This window comes from Parvularcula marina (assembly GCF_003399445.1).
GTDB classification, from domain to species: Bacteria; Pseudomonadota; Alphaproteobacteria; order Caulobacterales; family Parvularculaceae; genus Parvularcula; species Parvularcula marina.
On sequence record NZ_QUQO01000001.1, the window covers coordinates 1,052,631 to 1,067,766 of the forward strand.

At 59.1% G+C, this 15,136-nt stretch carries 17 protein-coding genes; 5 read left to right on the plus strand and 12 right to left on the minus strand.

Going from position 1 to position 15,136, the window contains the following annotated elements:
• Nucleotides 1–121: 121 nt before the first annotated feature.
• Both DX908_RS04880 and DX908_RS04885 read left to right on the plus strand, forming a co-directional pair.
• A complete protein-coding gene (locus DX908_RS04880; RefSeq protein ID WP_116391302.1) occupies nt 122–814 on the plus strand; it encodes an MBL fold metallo-hydrolase in 693 nt (230 codons plus the stop codon).
• Entirely contained in the window at nt 814–1,191 is a 378-nt protein-coding gene (locus tag DX908_RS04885) for a VOC family protein (protein WP_116391303.1), read from the plus strand. The genes DX908_RS04880 and DX908_RS04885 overlap by 1 nt, the downstream gene beginning before the upstream one ends.
• Nucleotides 1,192–1,203: 12 nt before the next feature.
• Here DX908_RS04885 and DX908_RS04890 read toward each other — a convergent pair whose 3' ends face one another.
• The 4 genes from DX908_RS04890 to DX908_RS04905 form a co-directional block, all read right to left on the minus strand.
• Complete coding sequence (locus DX908_RS04890) at nt 1,204–1,887, minus strand: GOLPH3/VPS74 family protein (protein WP_116391304.1); 684 nt, start codon at nt 1,885–1,887, stop codon at nt 1,204–1,206.
• A 300-nt stretch (nt 1,888–2,187) separates the two neighbouring features.
• On the minus strand, nt 2,188–2,370 hold the full coding sequence (locus DX908_RS04895; protein WP_116391305.1) for a hypothetical protein: 183 nt from the start codon (nt 2,368–2,370) through the stop codon (nt 2,188–2,190).
• Nucleotides 2,371–2,516: 146 nt separating this feature from the next.
• A complete protein-coding gene (locus tag DX908_RS04900) occupies nt 2,517–3,338 on the minus strand; it encodes a class I SAM-dependent methyltransferase (RefSeq protein WP_116391306.1) in 822 nt (273 codons plus the stop codon).
• Nucleotides 3,339–3,426: 88 nt separating this feature from the next.
• Entirely contained in the window at nt 3,427–3,720 is a 294-nt protein-coding gene (locus DX908_RS04905; RefSeq protein WP_116391307.1) for a GNAT family N-acetyltransferase, read from the minus strand.
• Between the two features lie 126 nt (nt 3,721–3,846).
• Between DX908_RS04905 and carB the strand changes: the two genes are divergently transcribed.
• Entirely contained in the window at nt 3,847–7,137 is a 3,291-nt protein-coding gene (gene carB / locus DX908_RS04910; protein WP_116391308.1) for a carbamoyl-phosphate synthase large subunit, read from the plus strand.
• Nucleotides 7,138–7,224: 87 nt separating this feature from the next.
• Nucleotides 7,225–7,698 (plus strand): transcription elongation factor GreA, encoded by a 474-nt coding sequence (gene greA, locus DX908_RS04915; protein ID WP_116392991.1) that lies wholly within the window; start codon nt 7,225–7,227, stop codon nt 7,696–7,698.
• Between the two features lie 78 nt (nt 7,699–7,776).
• Here the strand turns inward: greA and DX908_RS04920 are convergent, their stop codons facing one another.
• The 3 genes from DX908_RS04920 to DX908_RS04930 all read right to left on the minus strand — a co-directional run bounded on the left by DX908_RS04920 (nt 7,777) and on the right by DX908_RS04930 (nt 11,141).
• Nucleotides 7,777–9,984 (minus strand): M3 family metallopeptidase, encoded by a 2,208-nt coding sequence (locus DX908_RS04920; RefSeq protein WP_199564586.1) that lies wholly within the window; start codon nt 9,982–9,984, stop codon nt 7,777–7,779.
• 81 nt (nt 9,985–10,065) lie between these two features.
• Nucleotides 10,066–10,581, minus strand: a complete 516-nt coding sequence (locus DX908_RS04925) for a YceD family protein (protein ID WP_116391310.1) — start codon at nt 10,579–10,581, stop codon at nt 10,066–10,068.
• On the minus strand, nt 10,578–11,141 hold the full coding sequence (locus tag DX908_RS04930) for a ubiquinol-cytochrome C chaperone family protein (RefSeq protein ID WP_116391311.1): 564 nt from the start codon (nt 11,139–11,141) through the stop codon (nt 10,578–10,580). Before DX908_RS04930 ends, DX908_RS04925 begins: the two co-directional genes overlap by 4 nt.
• Nucleotides 11,142–11,286: 145 nt before the next feature.
• On the opposite strand from DX908_RS04930, the gene bamE reads away from it, so the two are divergent.
• Nucleotides 11,287–11,736: an outer membrane protein assembly factor BamE domain-containing protein gene (bamE, locus tag DX908_RS04935; RefSeq protein WP_116391312.1), complete on the plus strand. Its 450-nt coding sequence runs from the start codon at nt 11,287–11,289 to the stop codon at nt 11,734–11,736.
• A gap of 132 nt (nt 11,737–11,868) precedes the next feature.
• Here the strand turns inward: bamE and DX908_RS04940 are convergent, their stop codons facing one another.
• From DX908_RS04940 to DX908_RS04960, 5 genes are all read right to left on the minus strand, one after another.
• Nucleotides 11,869–12,315: a DUF2852 domain-containing protein gene (locus DX908_RS04940; RefSeq protein ID WP_199564588.1), complete on the minus strand. Its 447-nt coding sequence runs from the start codon at nt 12,313–12,315 to the stop codon at nt 11,869–11,871.
• Between the two features lie 83 nt (nt 12,316–12,398).
• Entirely contained in the window at nt 12,399–12,875 is a 477-nt protein-coding gene (locus DX908_RS04945; RefSeq protein ID WP_199564589.1) for a type II toxin-antitoxin system RatA family toxin, read from the minus strand.
• 82 nt (nt 12,876–12,957) lie between these two features.
• The gene (locus DX908_RS04950) at nt 12,958–14,217 is read right to left on the minus strand and encodes a serine hydrolase domain-containing protein (RefSeq protein WP_147303732.1); all 1,260 of its coding nucleotides are present in this window, start codon (nt 14,215–14,217) and stop codon (nt 12,958–12,960) included.
• Between the two features lie 99 nt (nt 14,218–14,316).
• A complete protein-coding gene (locus DX908_RS04955) occupies nt 14,317–14,646 on the minus strand; it encodes a polyhydroxyalkanoic acid system family protein (protein WP_158548516.1) in 330 nt (109 codons plus the stop codon).
• 61 nt (nt 14,647–14,707) lie between these two features.
• Nucleotides 14,708–15,124, minus strand: a complete 417-nt coding sequence (locus DX908_RS04960) for a VOC family protein (protein ID WP_199564590.1) — start codon at nt 15,122–15,124, stop codon at nt 14,708–14,710.
• Nucleotides 15,125–15,136: the final 12 nt, after the last annotated feature.

Here is a 15,136-nt window from a genome sequence, read left to right on the forward strand (position 1 = left end):
ACCCAAACATCCCTCGCCCAAAACCAGATGCTTGCCTCCGCGGGCATGAGCGAAAGGAAGGAGACGGCGCAATGTCGGCAATCCGGCTGACAAATCCGGCCCACCGCGATAGGCTCCGCCCATGTCTCAAACACCTCCCTTCCAGATCAAGATCGTCCCCGTCACCCCGTTCCAGCAGAACTGCTCGCTGATACGCGCAAGGAACGGCTCGATTGCCGTCATCGACCCCGGTGGTGAGGTTGACCGGCTGATCGCCGAGGCCGACGCATGGGACGGGAAGATCGAGAAGATCTGGTTGACTCATGGCCATCTCGACCATGCAGGCGGCGCGATGGAGCTCAAAGAGAAGACCGGCGCCATCATCGAAGGCGCGCAGGAGGAGGAAGTCTTCTGGCTCTCCCAGATCTCCGAGCAGATCAAACGCTTCGGCACCCATATGGAGGCCAAGAACGTGACGCCCGACCGCTGGCTTGATGACGGCGATACGGTCGAGCTCGACGGCAATGTCTTTGAGGTGATCTTCACGCCGGGCCACACACCGGGCCATGTCGTCTTCTTTAATCGACACATGAAGATCGCTTTTGTCGGCGATGTCCTTTTCAAAGGCTCGATCGGGCGGACGGATTTTCCGCGCGGCGACCACGCCACCCTGATTGCATCGATCACGGAGAAATTATGGCCGCTCGGCAATGATGTGCAGTTCGTGCCCGGGCATGGCCCCCTCTCTACTTTCGGGCATGAGCGTCAGAGCAATCCCTTTGTTGGCGATGCGGTGGTCGGCCGCGCCGGGGCAAACACTCAAGGACCCGGTTGATGGCGATTTTCAAGGCGCTCCATCCTGTCTGCCCGGTGCTCGACATGTCCGTGCACCTTCATTTCTGGGGCAAGCTTGGCTTCCTGCCGGTTTTTGGGGACCGAGAGCCTTATGAGACGGCCGATTATGTCGGCATTGCCCGCGACGGGCTCGAGCTGCACCTTCAGACCTTCACGCGCGAGCAGCTCCAAGAAACCCAGACCATGGCGCTCCGTATCGAGATGACCGGCAAACAGGCGCTCGAAGCCCTCCATGACGAATGGAAGGAGCGCATCAGTATCTCAGCGCCGCTTGCCGAGAAGCCATGGGGTACGGTAGAATTCGGGTTCTATGATCCGGCGAACACGCCGTTTTTCTTCTATGTAGACCGCGGCTGACCCCGGCGCCAGTCAGGAGGTCGCAGGAACAATCACCGCGGCGACAATGATAGCCGTCATGAGCGCGGCCCGCACGGCCTTGATCGTCTCGACCGTCGCGGTGGCGGCCAGATGCTCACCCTCCGCAATTTCCTTGATCCGGGCCTTATGGGCTTTCAGCTTTTCCTTATCGAAATTCCGGCGCAGGAGCTCCGTCTGCTGAAGGAAGGCCACGAGGATCGTATCGCGCGCCGACACCTCGCTGTTGCCAAACATCACTTCTTCGAGATGGGCTTTGAGCGCGGCCTCATGGGTGGGGTCAGCTTCGGGATAGACCTTCCGATCAAAGAAGAAAAAGACCTTTTTCGTCTGACGGTGTAGGATGCCGCGATTGATCAGCCCCTCATAAAGCGGCACCGTCAGGTGCTTTTTCCCGGCCAGCTTTTCGATCAGCTTTTTGGGGCTTGAGGTCACACCCTTCTCCTTGATGACGGCAAGGCAGTCATCAAGATATCTGTCCCCGGTCGGACGATCATCGGCCAGAATGAAGTGGGCGGGTTTGTCAGGCGCCTCGGCCAGAACCCCTCTCAAAACGAGTTCCGCTAGGGCCGATCCGGCAAGGGCATATTCAACGAACGACCCGGTCCGCTCGCCAGTGTCATCTTTCAGCGCAAGGAGAAGTAGACCCTCGGCAAGGGTCAGGTCCTGAATTGTCATGGATGCCTCCGATTCTGCCACTACCCATATATGGGAATGATGGGCCCCGAATCGAAGAGCCCACAGGCCGGGATAGGGTGCCGGCCCATGGGAGAGGAAAGAGAGCCTGCCGGAGTGGGGGCACGAGGCAGGCTCCCGGAGAAAACCCTCAGGCGGCTTTTTTAAGCGCCTTCTGAGCCTTCTTAAGTTTCGTACGCTGAGTCGCGATCCGCTTCTTGCGCGTCTTGATTTCTTTTTTGAGGGATTTGACTTTTTTGCTCATGGATAGCCTCCAATTGATGCGAAGGCGCCCTTTTCCGCTCAGTCCTCTTCGCTCGGCCTGTGCTCCTGCACGAACCGTCGCATGAACATCCGGATTTCCCTGGCGGCACTCGTATCCAGGTCGTCGCAGAGCTCGATAAACTCGTCCCGGTCACGCTTGTTGACACGGATCACCAGCTGACCGTCTTTTTTGTGTTTTTTGTTCTTACTGGAATCCGGCATGGCCAGACATCTACCACACACTGCAACGTCGAGGCAATGTATATACATTTAGAATACAAAACGCAAGCAGACTGGTTAAGATTTTACGCGAAAAAAAACACCCTGCCGAATGACAGGGTGTTTCCATCGGGGCTGAATGACGCCGATTATTCGGGCTTTCCGTAAGCGATGACGAATTGATCAGTCTGCCCCCGGATCGAAGGATCGAAGACCGAATTGGTCAGAGGATCGTCCGGGTTCGACAGGAAGTCAGCTGAAGACTTGAAGACGAGGCCCGCCCCTTCAGCATAGGAACGGATGATCTCTTCCTCGATGCGGTGCACGGTTCCACCAGCTTCTGTACCCGCGCCTTCGGCAGCACGGTGATCGATGGCGACAAAGACCCCGCCGGGTTTGAGGACACGCGCGATCTCGGCGAATGTCGCTTCGGGATCCCCAAGGCTCTCGCCATTAACTTCGAACCACAGCTCATGCGGCCCTTGTATCCAGGTAACGACATCGACGGAGCCGTCAGGCGCATCGAGATTGTCAAAATTCGTCCGCATCACGACGACATTGCCAAGCCGCTCGCCGCCAAGGCGGGTTTCTAGGGCATCTCCCAGAAAGCCATCAAAGCTTGGCGGGTTCTGCATGTAGACCTTGCCGCCCTCGCCCACGACGCGGGAGTAAAGCTCGGTGAAATAACCGCCGCCTGCCTCCATATCGATGACCGTCATGCCGGGTTCGAGCCCGATGAAGCCGAGTGTCTCGGCCGGCTTGCGGCGCTCATCGCCCTCGACATCATCCGCAGGGCGATCGGGATGCGCAACGGAACCAGCGACCGGATCGACTACCTCGGGGGTCGGCTCTTCTTCCGCCGCCATCTCAGGGGCTGCGGTTTCGGGCGCCGCCGGTTCTTCGCTCTCACCGCCGCCGCAAGCCGCAAGGCCGAAAGCCGCCAGCGCGAAAATGCTCGTTGTCCATTTCATGATGTATCTCCCTCATCCATTTCATGTCTTATGACAAAAATCGGAGCCTCTCCCTCAGCTGTCAATCTTGTTGGCGACGCAATAACAGTCAGCTTTTGTCGAGGACATTCTGCCATTCAGGTGTCTTGTCGATCTGCGCTTTGATGAAGGGGCAGAGCGGCACAATCTTGCGCCCCTCTGCCCGCGCATCACTCACCAGTCTTTCGACCAGCATCGTGCCAATACCGCGCCCGCCCAGCGCTTTGGGCACACCTGTGTGATCGGCGATCAGTCTGTCCTCCCCGGCACGGGAATAGGTCAGCTCTGCTTCATGTCCGTCGAGCACAAGCCAGTAGCGGCCTTTGGTTTCGGTCTCGTCGCGGTGGATGTTGGGTGCTGACATGGCTTGCTCCTCGATTATCTGGGTCGGATATAATGCTTCTTCAGTCTCAATGCTTGCGACTCGCGGCCTGTCTCTGTAGGGCCCCGAAAGTTTGCCCGCGTGACCAATAAACTGTGAGATTCCCTTATGCCTAAACGTACCGATATCGAGAGCATCCTCATCATCGGCGCGGGGCCTATTGTGATCGGGCAGGCCTGCGAATTTGACTATTCGGGCGTGCAGGCGGTGAAGGCGCTGAAGGCCGAAGGCTACCGGGTCATCCTCGTCAACTCGAACCCTGCAACGATCATGACCGATCCGGAAATGGCCGATGCGACTTATATCGAGCCGATCACCCCGGACTTTGTCGAGAAGATCATCGCGCGGGAAAAACCCGACGCCCTCTTGCCGACCATGGGCGGGCAGACCGCGCTCAACTGTGCGCTGGCCCTCGAGGAACGCGGCGTCCTCAAAAAGCATAATGTCGAGATGATCGGCGCCCGCGCCGACGTCATCGACAAGGCCGAGGACCGCGAGAAGTTCCGCAAGGCGATGGACAAGATTGGGCTCGAAAGCCCGCGCGCGGCGATCGCAACCAGCCCCGCCATTCGCGATGAAGACGGCCATATTGTCGGTTACGACCGGATGGGCGGCTTTGCCGAGGCCATGAAGGCGCTGGATGAGATCGGCCTGCCGGCGATCATCCGTCCGGCCTTCACCCTCGGCGGGACTGGCGGCGGTGTTGCCTATAACCGCGAGGAATATGAGCATATCGTCCGTGCAGGGCTTGATGCCTCTCCGAACGGACAGGTCCTGATCGATGAGAGCCTTCTCGGCTGGAAAGAATTCGAGATGGAGGTCGTCCGCGACAAGGCGGATAACTGCATCATCATCTGCTCAATCGAGAATGTGGACCCTATGGGGGTGCATACCGGCGACTCAATCACCGTTGCGCCCGCTCTCACTCTCACCGACCGCGAGTATCAACGGATGCGGAACGCCTCGATCGCGGTCCTGCGGGAGATCGGTGTTGAAACCGGCGGCTCGAATGTCCAGTTCGCGGTGAACCCGGAAGATGGCCGCCTTGTTGTCATCGAGATGAACCCGCGCGTCTCGCGCTCCTCCGCGCTCGCCTCGAAAGCCACCGGTTTCCCGATTGCGAAAGTCGCCGCGAAACTCGCCGTTGGTTACACGCTTGATGAGCTTGATAATGACATTACCGGCGGCGCTATGCCCGCCAGCTTCGAGCCGACGATTGACTATGTCGTCACCAAGATCCCGCGCTTTGCCTTTGAGAAATTCCCGGGCACCAAGCCGATCCTGACAACCGCCATGAAATCCGTGGGCGAAGCAATGGCTATCGGCCGGACCTTCCAGGAAAGTCTGCAGAAAGCGCTGCGCTCGCTCGAGACGGGGCTTTGCGGTCTTGATCCGATTGAGATCCCCGGCCTTGGCGAAGGCAATGATGTTGACGCCTATCGCCGGGCACTGGCCGCCCCGACGCCTGAGCGCCTGCGGGTGACAGCGCAAGCCATGCGCGCCGGTGTGCCGGTCGAGCAGGTCCGCTCGGTCACGTCTTACGATCCATGGTTCCTTGAGCAGATCCGCGGCATCATCGAAGCCGAAGAAGATGTCGCCAGCTTTGGCCTGCCCTCAGATGCTGACGGCCTGATGCAGCTCAAATCCATGGGCTTCTCGGACAAGCGCCTCGCCCAGCTTTGTGATGGCACCGAGGACGAAGTGCGCCGCCACCGCCGCACGCTCGGCATCCGCCCGGTCTATAAGCGGATCGATACCTGCGCCGCGGAATTCCGCGCCGTCACCCCTTACATGTATTCCGCCTACGAACCGGGCAATCAGGACGAAAGCGGCCCCTCTGACCGCAAGAAGGTCGTCATCCTCGGCGGCGGGCCGAACCGGATCGGCCAGGGCATCGAGTTTGACTATTGCTGCTGTCATGCGGCCTTCGCGCTCGCCGATGCGGGCATCGAATCGATCATGGTCAATTGTAACCCGGAGACCGTCTCGACCGATTACGACACCTCGGATCGTCTCTATTTCGAGCCGCTGACAGCCGAAGACGTGCTTGAACTGATCGACCGAGAACGGACGAATGGCGAGCTGCTAGGTGTCATCGTGCAATATGGCGGGCAGACCCCGCTCAACCTTGCTGAGACCCTTGCCAATGAAGGCGTGCCGATCCTTGGCACCTCGGTTGAAGCGATCGCCCTTGCCGAAGACCGCGAGCAGTTCCAGCGCCTCGTCAATGCGCTGGGCTTGAAGCAGCCCAAAAACGCCGTCTCCGGCAAACGCGAGAACGTCCTCGCCATGGCCGGCGAGGTTGGCTACCCGCTCGTCACCCGGCCCTCCTTCGTCCTTGGCGGCCGCGCGATGGAAATCATCCGTGATGAGAAGGGGATGGAGCGCTACCTCGCCACCGCCAAGATCGAGATTACCGACAAACAGCCGCTCCTCCTCGATCAGTATCTCATCAACGCCGTTGAATGCGATGTCGATGCGATCTGTGACGGCGAAGAGGTCTATGTTGCGGGCATCATGGAGCATATCGAGGAAGCGGGCGTCCATTCGGGCGACAGTGCATGCTCTCTCCCCCCCTACACGCTGAGCGATGAGATCATGGCAACCCTGCGCGAGCAGACGGTGGGGCTTGCCAAGGCGCTGAACGTCCGGGGCCTGATGAATGTGCAATATGCAATCAAGGATGGCGACATTTATATCCTTGAAGTGAACCCCCGCGCCTCGCGCACCGTGCCCTTTGTCGCCAAGACCATCGGCGCCCCGGTCGCCCGGATCGCGGCCCGCGTCATGGCGGGTGCGAAACTCTCCGAATTCGACCTGCCGACGGGCACGCCCCGCCACACAGCGGTCAAGGAAGTCGTCTTCCCCTTCTCGCGCTTCCCGGGCGTCGACACGGTGCTCGGCCCGGAAATGCGCTCGACCGGCGAAGTCATGGGCCTCGATATGGATTTCGACCGCGCCCGGGCAAAGAGCCTCTTGGCGGCCAGCATCATCGTGCCGCTGAAGGGCTGCGTCTTCATCTCGGTGAAGGACAGCGACAAGGAAGAGATCCTCTCCCCTGCGCGGCGCCTTACTGAAATGGGCTTCTCGCTCATCGCGACAGGCGGCACGGCGGAGTTCCTGCGCGAGCAGGGTCTCGAAGTGAAACGGGTCAACAAGGTGCTCGAAGGCCAGCCGCATATCGTCGACGCCCTGATCAATGGCGACGTACACCTCATTTTCAACACGACCGAAACAGCGCAGTCGATTGAGGACAGCCGGTCCATCCGGACGACCGCTTTGCAACGCCGGATTCCCTGCATTACGACCCTTTCAGGCTCGAAAGCCTGTGTACGGGCCATAGAAGCTTTACGGCATGGCGACCTTGAAGCCGTGCCTCTCCAGCACTATAGTCACTGATCCCATACAAAAGGGCGGCACCCACCTCGCTGGTCTCATCCAGCAGGCGGGCCGCCTCTTTGTGTATTGAAAGAGAAGATGATCGACATGGAAAAGTTCCCGATGACCGTTGCTGGCTTCCAGAAGCTTGAGGCTGACCTCAAGCACCTGAAGACCGTTGAGCGACCGGCTGTCATCCAGGCCATCTCCGAAGCCCGTGAACATGGCGACCTTTCGGAAAACGCGGAATATCACGCGGCCAAGGAACGCCAGAGCATGATCGAAGGCCAGATCCTCGAATTCGAGGACAAGCACTCCCGTGCCCAGGTCATCGACATTGCTACGCTGTCTGGCCCGGAAGTGAAATTCGGCGCGACCGTCACCCTCATCGATGAGGATACCGAGGAAGAGAAGCGCTATCAGATCGTTGGCGATCTCGAAGCCGACCTCAAAGACGGCAAGATCTCGATCTCCTCGCCCATCGCCCGTGCCCTGATCGGCAAGGAAGAAGGCGATTCGGTCGAAGTGGCGGCCCCCGGCGGCAGCCACGTCTATGAGATCGAAAAGGTCGAATACAAATAATTCGTCCCGACCCTGAGGACAAAAAGAAAGGCCATCCGTTTCCGGATGGCCTTTTTGTTTGGTGGGTGGCGCTGAGGCTTAGTCCTCAGAGCCGTCCGGGAAACCGCGCTGGCGCATCAGCGCACCAACATCGACATCCTTGCCGCGGAAGGCGCGATAGCCATCAACTGGGTCGACCGTGTCACCGACCGACAGGATGTGGTCGATGAAACGCTGGGCGACGCCCTTGTCGAACGGGCTGCCCGCTTCCTCGAAGGCTTCCCATGCATCCGCGCTGAATGTGTCAGCCCAGAGATAGGAGTAATAGCCAGCGGCATAGCCTTCGCCCGAGAAGACGTGCGCGAATTGCGGCGTCCGGTGACGCATCGGCAGCTCATCGGGCATGCCAAGCTCTGCAAGCGTCTCACGCTCGAAGGCGTCCGGGTCGACATTGCTCGCATCCTCAAGCGTATGCAGCTTCATGTCGATCAGCGCGCTTGCCAGATATTCCGTGGTCGCAAAGCCTTCATTGAAGGTGCCGGCCTTTTTGATCTTGGCAAGGAGTTCTTGCGGCATCGGCTCGCCCGTATCGACGTGGAGCGCGAAGCGTTCGAGGATTTCCGTCGTGCCCAGCCAGTTCTCGTGAACCTGGCTTGGGAATTCGACATAGTCGCGCGGCACGGATGTGCCTGACTGGCTAGGATAGACCACATCGGAATTCAGCCCGTGAAGGGCGTGACCGAATTCGTGGAACAGGGTCTCTGCATCATCCCAGGAGATGAGGACCGGCTCGCCCTCTGCGCCCTTGATGAAGTTCGAGTTGTTCGAGACGATAGTCGTGACCGGCGTACCGTCCAGCTTCTGCTGGGTCCGGTAGGAGGTCATCCAAGCACCGGAGCGCTTGCCGGCCCGCGCGTAAGGGTCGAAATACCAAAGGCCCTGATGCTCGCCATTGCGGGTGACTTCCCAGACCCGAACATCGGTGTGGAAGACCGGCACGTCATCAACCTGTTTGAAGTCGAGATTGTAGAGCTCTTTTGCCATCCAGAACATCCCCTCACGGAGGTTCTCAAGCTGGAGATACTGTTTCACTTCATCGGCATCGAGGTCATATTTCGCCTTGCGGACTTTCTCCGCATAATAGCGGTAATCCCACGGCGCGATCGTGATATCGGCGCCCTCTTCATCAGCCACCGCCTGCATGTCGGCGACTTCTTCTTCAACGCGGGCAATTGCCGCCGGCCAGACCCGCATCATCAGATCCATGGCGCGCTCAGGCGTTTTTGCGACCTGCTTCTCGATCGCGCGGGCGGCAAAATTGTCATAGCCCTGAAGATGTGAGCGCTCTTCGCGCAGCTTCAGGATTTCAGCGATGATCGCATTGTTGTCGTATTCATCGCCATTGTCGCCGCGATCATAATAGGTCCGCCAGACTTCTTCGCGCAGCTCGCGATTATCCGAATAGGTCAGGAACGGATCCATAGAGGAGCGGGTGTTGAGGATGGCATATTCGCCTTCCCGGCCTTTGCCTGCCGCCGCGCTTGCTGCTGCATCGACGATACTGTCAGGCAGGCCGCCAAGCTGGTCTTCGGTGAGCCAGGTCACATAGGCTTCTTCATCATGCAGAAGGTTCTGGCTGAACTTCGTGTAGAGTTTCGAGAGCCGGTCATCGAGATCAGCGATCTTCTCTTTGGTCTCTTCATCAAGTGCTGCGCCCGAACGCGCAAAATTGGTGTAGTAGTCCCAGACAAGGCGTTGCTCGGGGCCGGTCAGCGCTTCGAGAGCGGCCTTGTCTTCCCAGATAGCTTCGATCCGTTTGAAGAGCTTTTCATTCTGGATGATGTCATTCTGATATTCAGAGAACAGTGGATCGATCCGGGTCTCGATTTCCTGGAATTCAGGGGTCGAGAGATTGCCGCCCCACAGGAAGTAGTAGGTCGCCGCGCGGTCGAGAGCGCCGCCGCCCTTCTCCATGGCGATGATCGTGTTCTCGAAAGTCGGGGCTTCTGGATTGTTCGCGATAGCTTCGATCTCATCGAGGCTCGCTGCCATCGCCGCTTTGATCCCCGGCTCGAAGTCCGCAACCGTGACCTTGTCGAAGGCCGGCACGCCGCCATAGGGACCTTCATATGGGGCGGTGATGATGTTCATCTCGCCTGTCTCCGTCATTTCTGCATCTGCTGTCATTGTTTCGGCCGAGGCTTCCGTCTCGGTCATGGTGTCGGCGTCATCCTTGCCGCCGCAGGCAGCCAGCGAGAGGCTGAGGGCAGCAAGGCTTGCGCCCATCAGGGTAGGTCGAATGCGCATGAAGATTTCCTTATTCGTATTTGTCATCTGGTCTGACGAGTTCTGTAAGGCGCGAGCGCCATCAGGCAAACTGGCCAAAGATTAATCCTGCTTCAGTTTTCCAAGGACATCAAAGGGCGAAATCCGCTCACCGGCTTTCGGATCAACTTGCGGTTCGGCGCCTTCCTTCCGCGGGTGCGGATCCATGGCGAGGAAAAGCTGCTCGAGCAGCACGGTGCCTAGATCCAGCTTTCCGCCCTCAATCGGTTCCGGGGCATCAAGGTCCGCCTCCATTTCCTCGGGCAGGTCACCGGTGGGCAGCTCATCGGTGAAGGTCTCAAGGAAATCCTCCTCGATTTCTTCGGTCAGCTCTTCAAGGCTGACGACACAAGAGCGCGTCAGCGTGGCCGAAAGATGGCCTTCAACCGTGATCAGTTTGCCGCGACGGATGGCTGTCGCCTCGCCTGACAGCGCCTGAACTCCGGGCATGCCCAGAAAAGCGGCAAGGCTTTCGCGGTCAGCCTCGCTGGCTGTGAATTTGCGGCGCTCCGGCACATCGCCGATCTGGGCGACGTCGAGGGCTGCGGAAAAGCTTTCAAGGACAGGCAGGTCACTCATGATGTCGATCCTTCTTGGGCGGCGGGAAAGCGGATCTCTCCGGCCAAAAGGGCTGTTTCGTCGCCCTCTTCGGATTTGGCGGCCCGGCGGAAATAATCAGCCAATGCCGGGGCCTGCGGCGCGGCCTCGTCCCCATAGATATTGCGGCCGACGGCCTGGGTCAGCTCGTCCTCGACTTCCGAGATCAGTGCCGCCCGATAGGCTTTGGCCCGGCCATAGAACATCTCGGCCAGGACGCGCACTCGCTTGCCGACTCGGGTGTCCCCGACCCCCATTTCGCGAAGGCTGGCATCGAGGTTGGAGACCATGACATCGAACAGCGCTTGTCCGAACTGGCCCTTGGGATCATGCGGTCGGATCCGTTCCAGCACAGCAATCACATGCAGGGACAGGATATCGAATCGTCCCTCCACCGTGTCCGGCACGGCATAGGCGGTATAGAAGACCGGCTGGCGGGACGCGGCCGCGATCTCGGGATAAAGCGCCTCTGCTGCCACCCTCTGTTGCGGGGGTTTCAGGCCCAGTAGCCCGGGCACGGCGCTTAAAACTTTGAGAATCATGGGTTGAGTGCTCGCTTGCGGGTTGCCTTGCTCCGGGAGGTCTGCCACCGAAGAGCGCTGGCAGTGGCCGGGCTCTTGGGGTAATCCCTAGGGAGATACCAAGCAAATCGGCCCGTCCGTAGTGAATATCAAGGGAGAACCGCCCATGCGGCTCGCGCTCGTACTTTCCGCCCTCCTGCTCTCGACCGCCTGCGTGTCGATTCGTGACACGCATGGCTATGCGATTGAGCGAGGCGAAACGGAACTGACGGCCCTCGAAGGGATCGACACCAAGGAATCAGTGCTGGCCCGTTTCGGTGAGCCTTCGGTTCGCCCGTCCATGTCGGATGATGTCTGGTACTACATCAGCACGACGACGAACTCCCGCGCCTTCTACCAGACCGAGACGACCTCTCGGGACATCATCGTCTTTGCCTTCAATGAAGACGGCACGGTCGCCGATGTTCTCGAATTCGATCTTGAGGACGGCCAGCAGGTCGCAATCAATGATCGGGTAACCCGGACGCGCGGCAAGGAGCTTTCCTTCCTTGAGCAGCTGATCGGCGGTGTCGGTAAAGGCGCCGGCGCGGTCGACCCGGATAACGCGCCGCAATAAGCGAGCGGCGCGCCTCCCCCTTCTAGATAAAATAAGAGCCGCTCCGGCGGGGCAACCGAAGCGGCTCAGGAGATCGCAACCTTCTCACTCTATGGGCAGTGGGCGGTCGCTTGTCAGGCGCATCGGGCGCCTTCAGGCAGCGGGAGTATCGCCGCCAGCCGGTCGGGTGTTCCGGTTATTCCGGAACGACTCGAACTCGTCACGGTCGCGCGCCCGGCGCAGCTCCCGCACATATTCATCGAACTCCTTGCGAGCCTCATCGAGCTTGCGGCGCTCTTCATTGAGGCGGTCGAGTTCGGCATCACGCCATTCATCGAAGGCGGCATTGCCGGTAGAGCCGGATTTCGGGCCCCAATTGGCCTGGTCAAACGCTTTGTTCACGGACGATTTAGCGCGTCCCCAGTTGGAAAAATCCACTCCCAGCTCCTTGCCGTATAGCATGTATGCGATCATCGCGAGGCCAAAGACCCAGAGGCCTGTGGCGAAGAAAAAGATCATCAGTGCCAAGTTGACTGGCGTCCATGCTGGGCGCAGCTGATGGGAAAAATTCTTCCCGTTGAATACTTTTGCATCATCCACTTCAAAGGGCCTCCTTCACAGCTCCCGGCGATGAGAAGTCATCGCGTCCTGCTCAATAGAGGTGGGGTGGCGCCTTTAAGCTTTCAAGAAGTTTCTTGTCGTTTTTCGATAATCACCGGGGTGAAGCGGCGATGCGCTTCGTCAATGAAAGCCCCGGAAAGCCGCATGAAAGCTTTGTCGATAAGCTGCGTTGCGAGGGTCTGCATGAGGATGTTTCTGAACTCGAACTCGATACAGAAATCGATCCGGCAGCCCTCCACATGAGGCTCGAAACGCCACTCATTAATCAGCGATTTGAGGGGACCTTTGACATAAGCGACATTGATCGTGCCCGCCTCGCGGTCGAGCGTCACCTCTGAGCGGAAGCTCTCGCGGAACATCTTGTATTTGACGACCATGTCGGCGGTCAGCGAGCCCGTGCCATCCTCAACATCGCGATTGCGGACGCGCAGCGCCTCGATCCAGGGGATGAAGCGCGGATAGTCCTCCACATCGGCGACCAGATCGAACATCTGCTGCGGCGTGAACGGGACAATCGTGGTTTCTTGATGCGAACCCATGGGAGGCATGTGCGCTTTCCGGCGCCGGGGTGCAAGCGACAGACTGGCGCGGCCAAGGCCAATTGCCCGTCTGTCGTCCCTTTTATGAGCGGCGGAAGAACAGCGCCCGCGCCCCAAAGATGACGAGAAGCAGGATGATCCCCGCCCCTGCTAGCGCCGGGACGACCGCGCTCCTCAGCGCTTTATCCGTAGAGAGAACATCTGGCACTCCTGTCTGCCACAGCACCCACTCTCCTCCGATTTCGCTCGCCAAACGCGGATGACCGGTGACCAGCACAATGATAGCGTCGCGGGTTTCGGGATTGATGCGGATCGTCACATTCGTTGCCGGATCATTCGCGCCGTCATGACCAAAGACGAAATCCTCGCCATTGCGGGTCGGTGCATAAAGGATCGTCCCGAGCCCCCAGATCGGCGCGCCCAGCACGAAGGCCTCAGGCTTACGCATCTCTTCGAGCGCATCTGGCGATAGAGGGAAACCGCGGCGTTCTCTCATCGTCCCTTTGACAAGATGCGAGAGATCCCTCGCCGAACTCGACAGCCCCGTTGCCGCAGCAGATGCAAACTGCACATGCGGCAGCTCATTTCCTTCGGCATCATAATTCGCTGAAGCATGAGGTACATCACCGAGGAAATCATAGGTCGAGACTTCCATGCCAAGCGGCACGAAGAAACGCTGGGCGATATAATCCGCATACGCTTCGCCTGTCACTTCTTCGATCAGAAGCTCGAGGATGAGATAGCCGCCGCCGGAATAGGCAAAGACGCCCGGTTCCTGACCGACGGCGATGCGGACATCTTCCCCTCTGGAAGCACGAGGATGCGCCAAGCTTTCCTCAAGCCGCGGGATCGTCTCTTCTGCCGTATACTCACCAAAGCCGAGACCATCGGTCAGCCCGGAAGTGTGGCTGAGAAGACGGCGGACCGTTACCTGATCGTTGTCAAACTCGCCTTCCGGCAGTGTCCAACGGGTCAGGTAATCGGAAACCGGCGCATCAAGATCGACGAGACCATCCTCAACCAGCGTCATGATCGCCATGGCGGCCATCCATTTGGAGAAAGAGGCAGTCGGGAAAACCGTCATGTCGTCGATATCGCGAGCCTCATCAGCAAAGACCGAACCTGCGGTCTCGCCATCCTCGATCAGGATGAGAGCGGCATTTCCTTTGCTCTCTTCGTCGATCATCTGGGACGCGACAGCGAGGAAGCCATCCGCATCCCCTTCCGGCGCAACAGGTTTCATCCACCATCCGAAAAGACAGACGAATCCGGCAAAGCCAACCCACAAGGCCATCAGAAGAATGGCGGCCAATCCGACAAGCGTAACTTTGAGAAATTTCACAGCACGTTCCAACTCAGCGATCGGTTGGAGGTAGGTCCCTCACCCGTCTGGTCAAGCCAGAAACGGACGTCCGACCGCAATTCCGGTGAGCGGTCGCGTTTATTCGGCGGGCGTCCGCTTATCTTCCAGCATCGCCCGTCCGTGTTTTTCCATCTTTCCCTGAAGAGCTTCGGCCATCCCGGCGAGCAAGGCCGGCAGGACGACGACGATCCGGACATGATTGGGGAAGACATCAAGTTCGCCCGTGATCCGCTGGCCCATCCCCTTGGCGGTGAAGTTCAGCCGGTCGCCTTCCCAGGCCCGCTCGAATTTGACGCCCATGCCGCCCGCGATCGACTGTTCGAGATCGCCAAAACGCTCCTCGATGCGCGCCTTGGCGCCTTCGATCCCGTGATCATGCTCAATAGTGACGGTGACGGGACAGGCCATGGCGCTTCTCCTTTTATCCTTGCCCGAAGAGATAGGAAGCCTGCCCCCAGACCGAAAGCCGCTACTGCTCCTGCGGCACCCAGGGATCAAAAGTGCCGAAGGACCACAAATGCCCTTCGGGGTCGCGGGCCAGATATTCGCGGCTGCCATATTCCGTATCGGCGAGTTCGCGCAGAATCTCCGCCCCGCCCTCTTTGGCCTTCGCGTAATGCGCATCGATGTCTTCGACGACGACATAAGCGCTCTGGTTGACGGGCTGTCCCAAGACCGCGGGTTTCACCAACTGACCGTAATCATCATCAAGCGCAGGTCCGAACATGATCATCCCGTCACCAAGAGTCATCTGCACGTGGACCGGGGCGCCGTCAGGACCATCATAAGACGCGTGTAGATTGAAGCCGAACGCCTCCCCCAGCCAGTCAATCATCTTCTGCGGATCACGATAACGCATTCCGGGAATGATTCTGGAGCCACTCATCGATTTTCTCTC

Bases quoted from the DNA above. Each gene is read 5' to 3' on its own strand.
- greA (WP_116392991.1), top strand. From the start codon at position 7,225: ATGGAAAAGTTCCCGATGACCGTTGCTGGCTTCCAGAAGCTTGAGGCT.
- DX908_RS04930 (WP_116391311.1), bottom strand. From the start codon at position 11,141: ATGATTCTCAAAGTTTTAAGCGCCGTGCCCGGGCTACTGGGCCTGAAA.
- DX908_RS04960 (WP_199564590.1), bottom strand. From the start codon at position 15,124: ATGAGTGGCTCCAGAATCATTCCCGGAATGCGTTATCGTGATCCGCAG.
- bamE (WP_116391312.1), top strand. From the start codon at position 11,287: ATGCGGCTCGCGCTCGTACTTTCCGCCCTCCTGCTCTCGACCGCCTGC.
- DX908_RS04905 (WP_116391307.1), bottom strand. From the start codon at position 3,720: ATGTCAGCACCCAACATCCACCGCGACGAGACCGAAACCAAAGGCCGC.
- DX908_RS04895 (WP_116391305.1), bottom strand. From the start codon at position 2,370: ATGCCGGATTCCAGTAAGAACAAAAAACACAAAAAAGACGGTCAGCTG.
- carB (WP_116391308.1), top strand. From the start codon at position 3,847: ATGCCTAAACGTACCGATATCGAGAGCATCCTCATCATCGGCGCGGGG.
- DX908_RS04945 (WP_199564589.1), bottom strand. From the start codon at position 12,875: ATGGGTTCGCATCAAGAAACCACGATTGTCCCGTTCACGCCGCAGCAG.
- DX908_RS04890 (WP_116391304.1), bottom strand. From the start codon at position 1,887: ATGACAATTCAGGACCTGACCCTTGCCGAGGGTCTACTTCTCCTTGCG.
- DX908_RS04900 (WP_116391306.1), bottom strand. From the start codon at position 3,338: ATGAAATGGACAACGAGCATTTTCGCGCTGGCGGCTTTCGGCCTTGCG.
- DX908_RS04920 (WP_199564586.1), bottom strand. From the start codon at position 9,984: ATGCGCATTCGACCTACCCTGATGGGCGCAAGCCTTGCTGCCCTCAGC.
- DX908_RS04955 (WP_158548516.1), bottom strand. From the start codon at position 14,646: ATGGCCTGTCCCGTCACCGTCACTATTGAGCATGATCACGGGATCGAA.
- DX908_RS04885 (WP_116391303.1), top strand. From the start codon at position 814: ATGGCGATTTTCAAGGCGCTCCATCCTGTCTGCCCGGTGCTCGACATG.
- DX908_RS04880 (WP_116391302.1), top strand. From the start codon at position 122: ATGTCTCAAACACCTCCCTTCCAGATCAAGATCGTCCCCGTCACCCCG.
- DX908_RS04925 (WP_116391310.1), bottom strand. From the start codon at position 10,581: ATGAGTGACCTGCCTGTCCTTGAAAGCTTTTCCGCAGCCCTCGACGTC.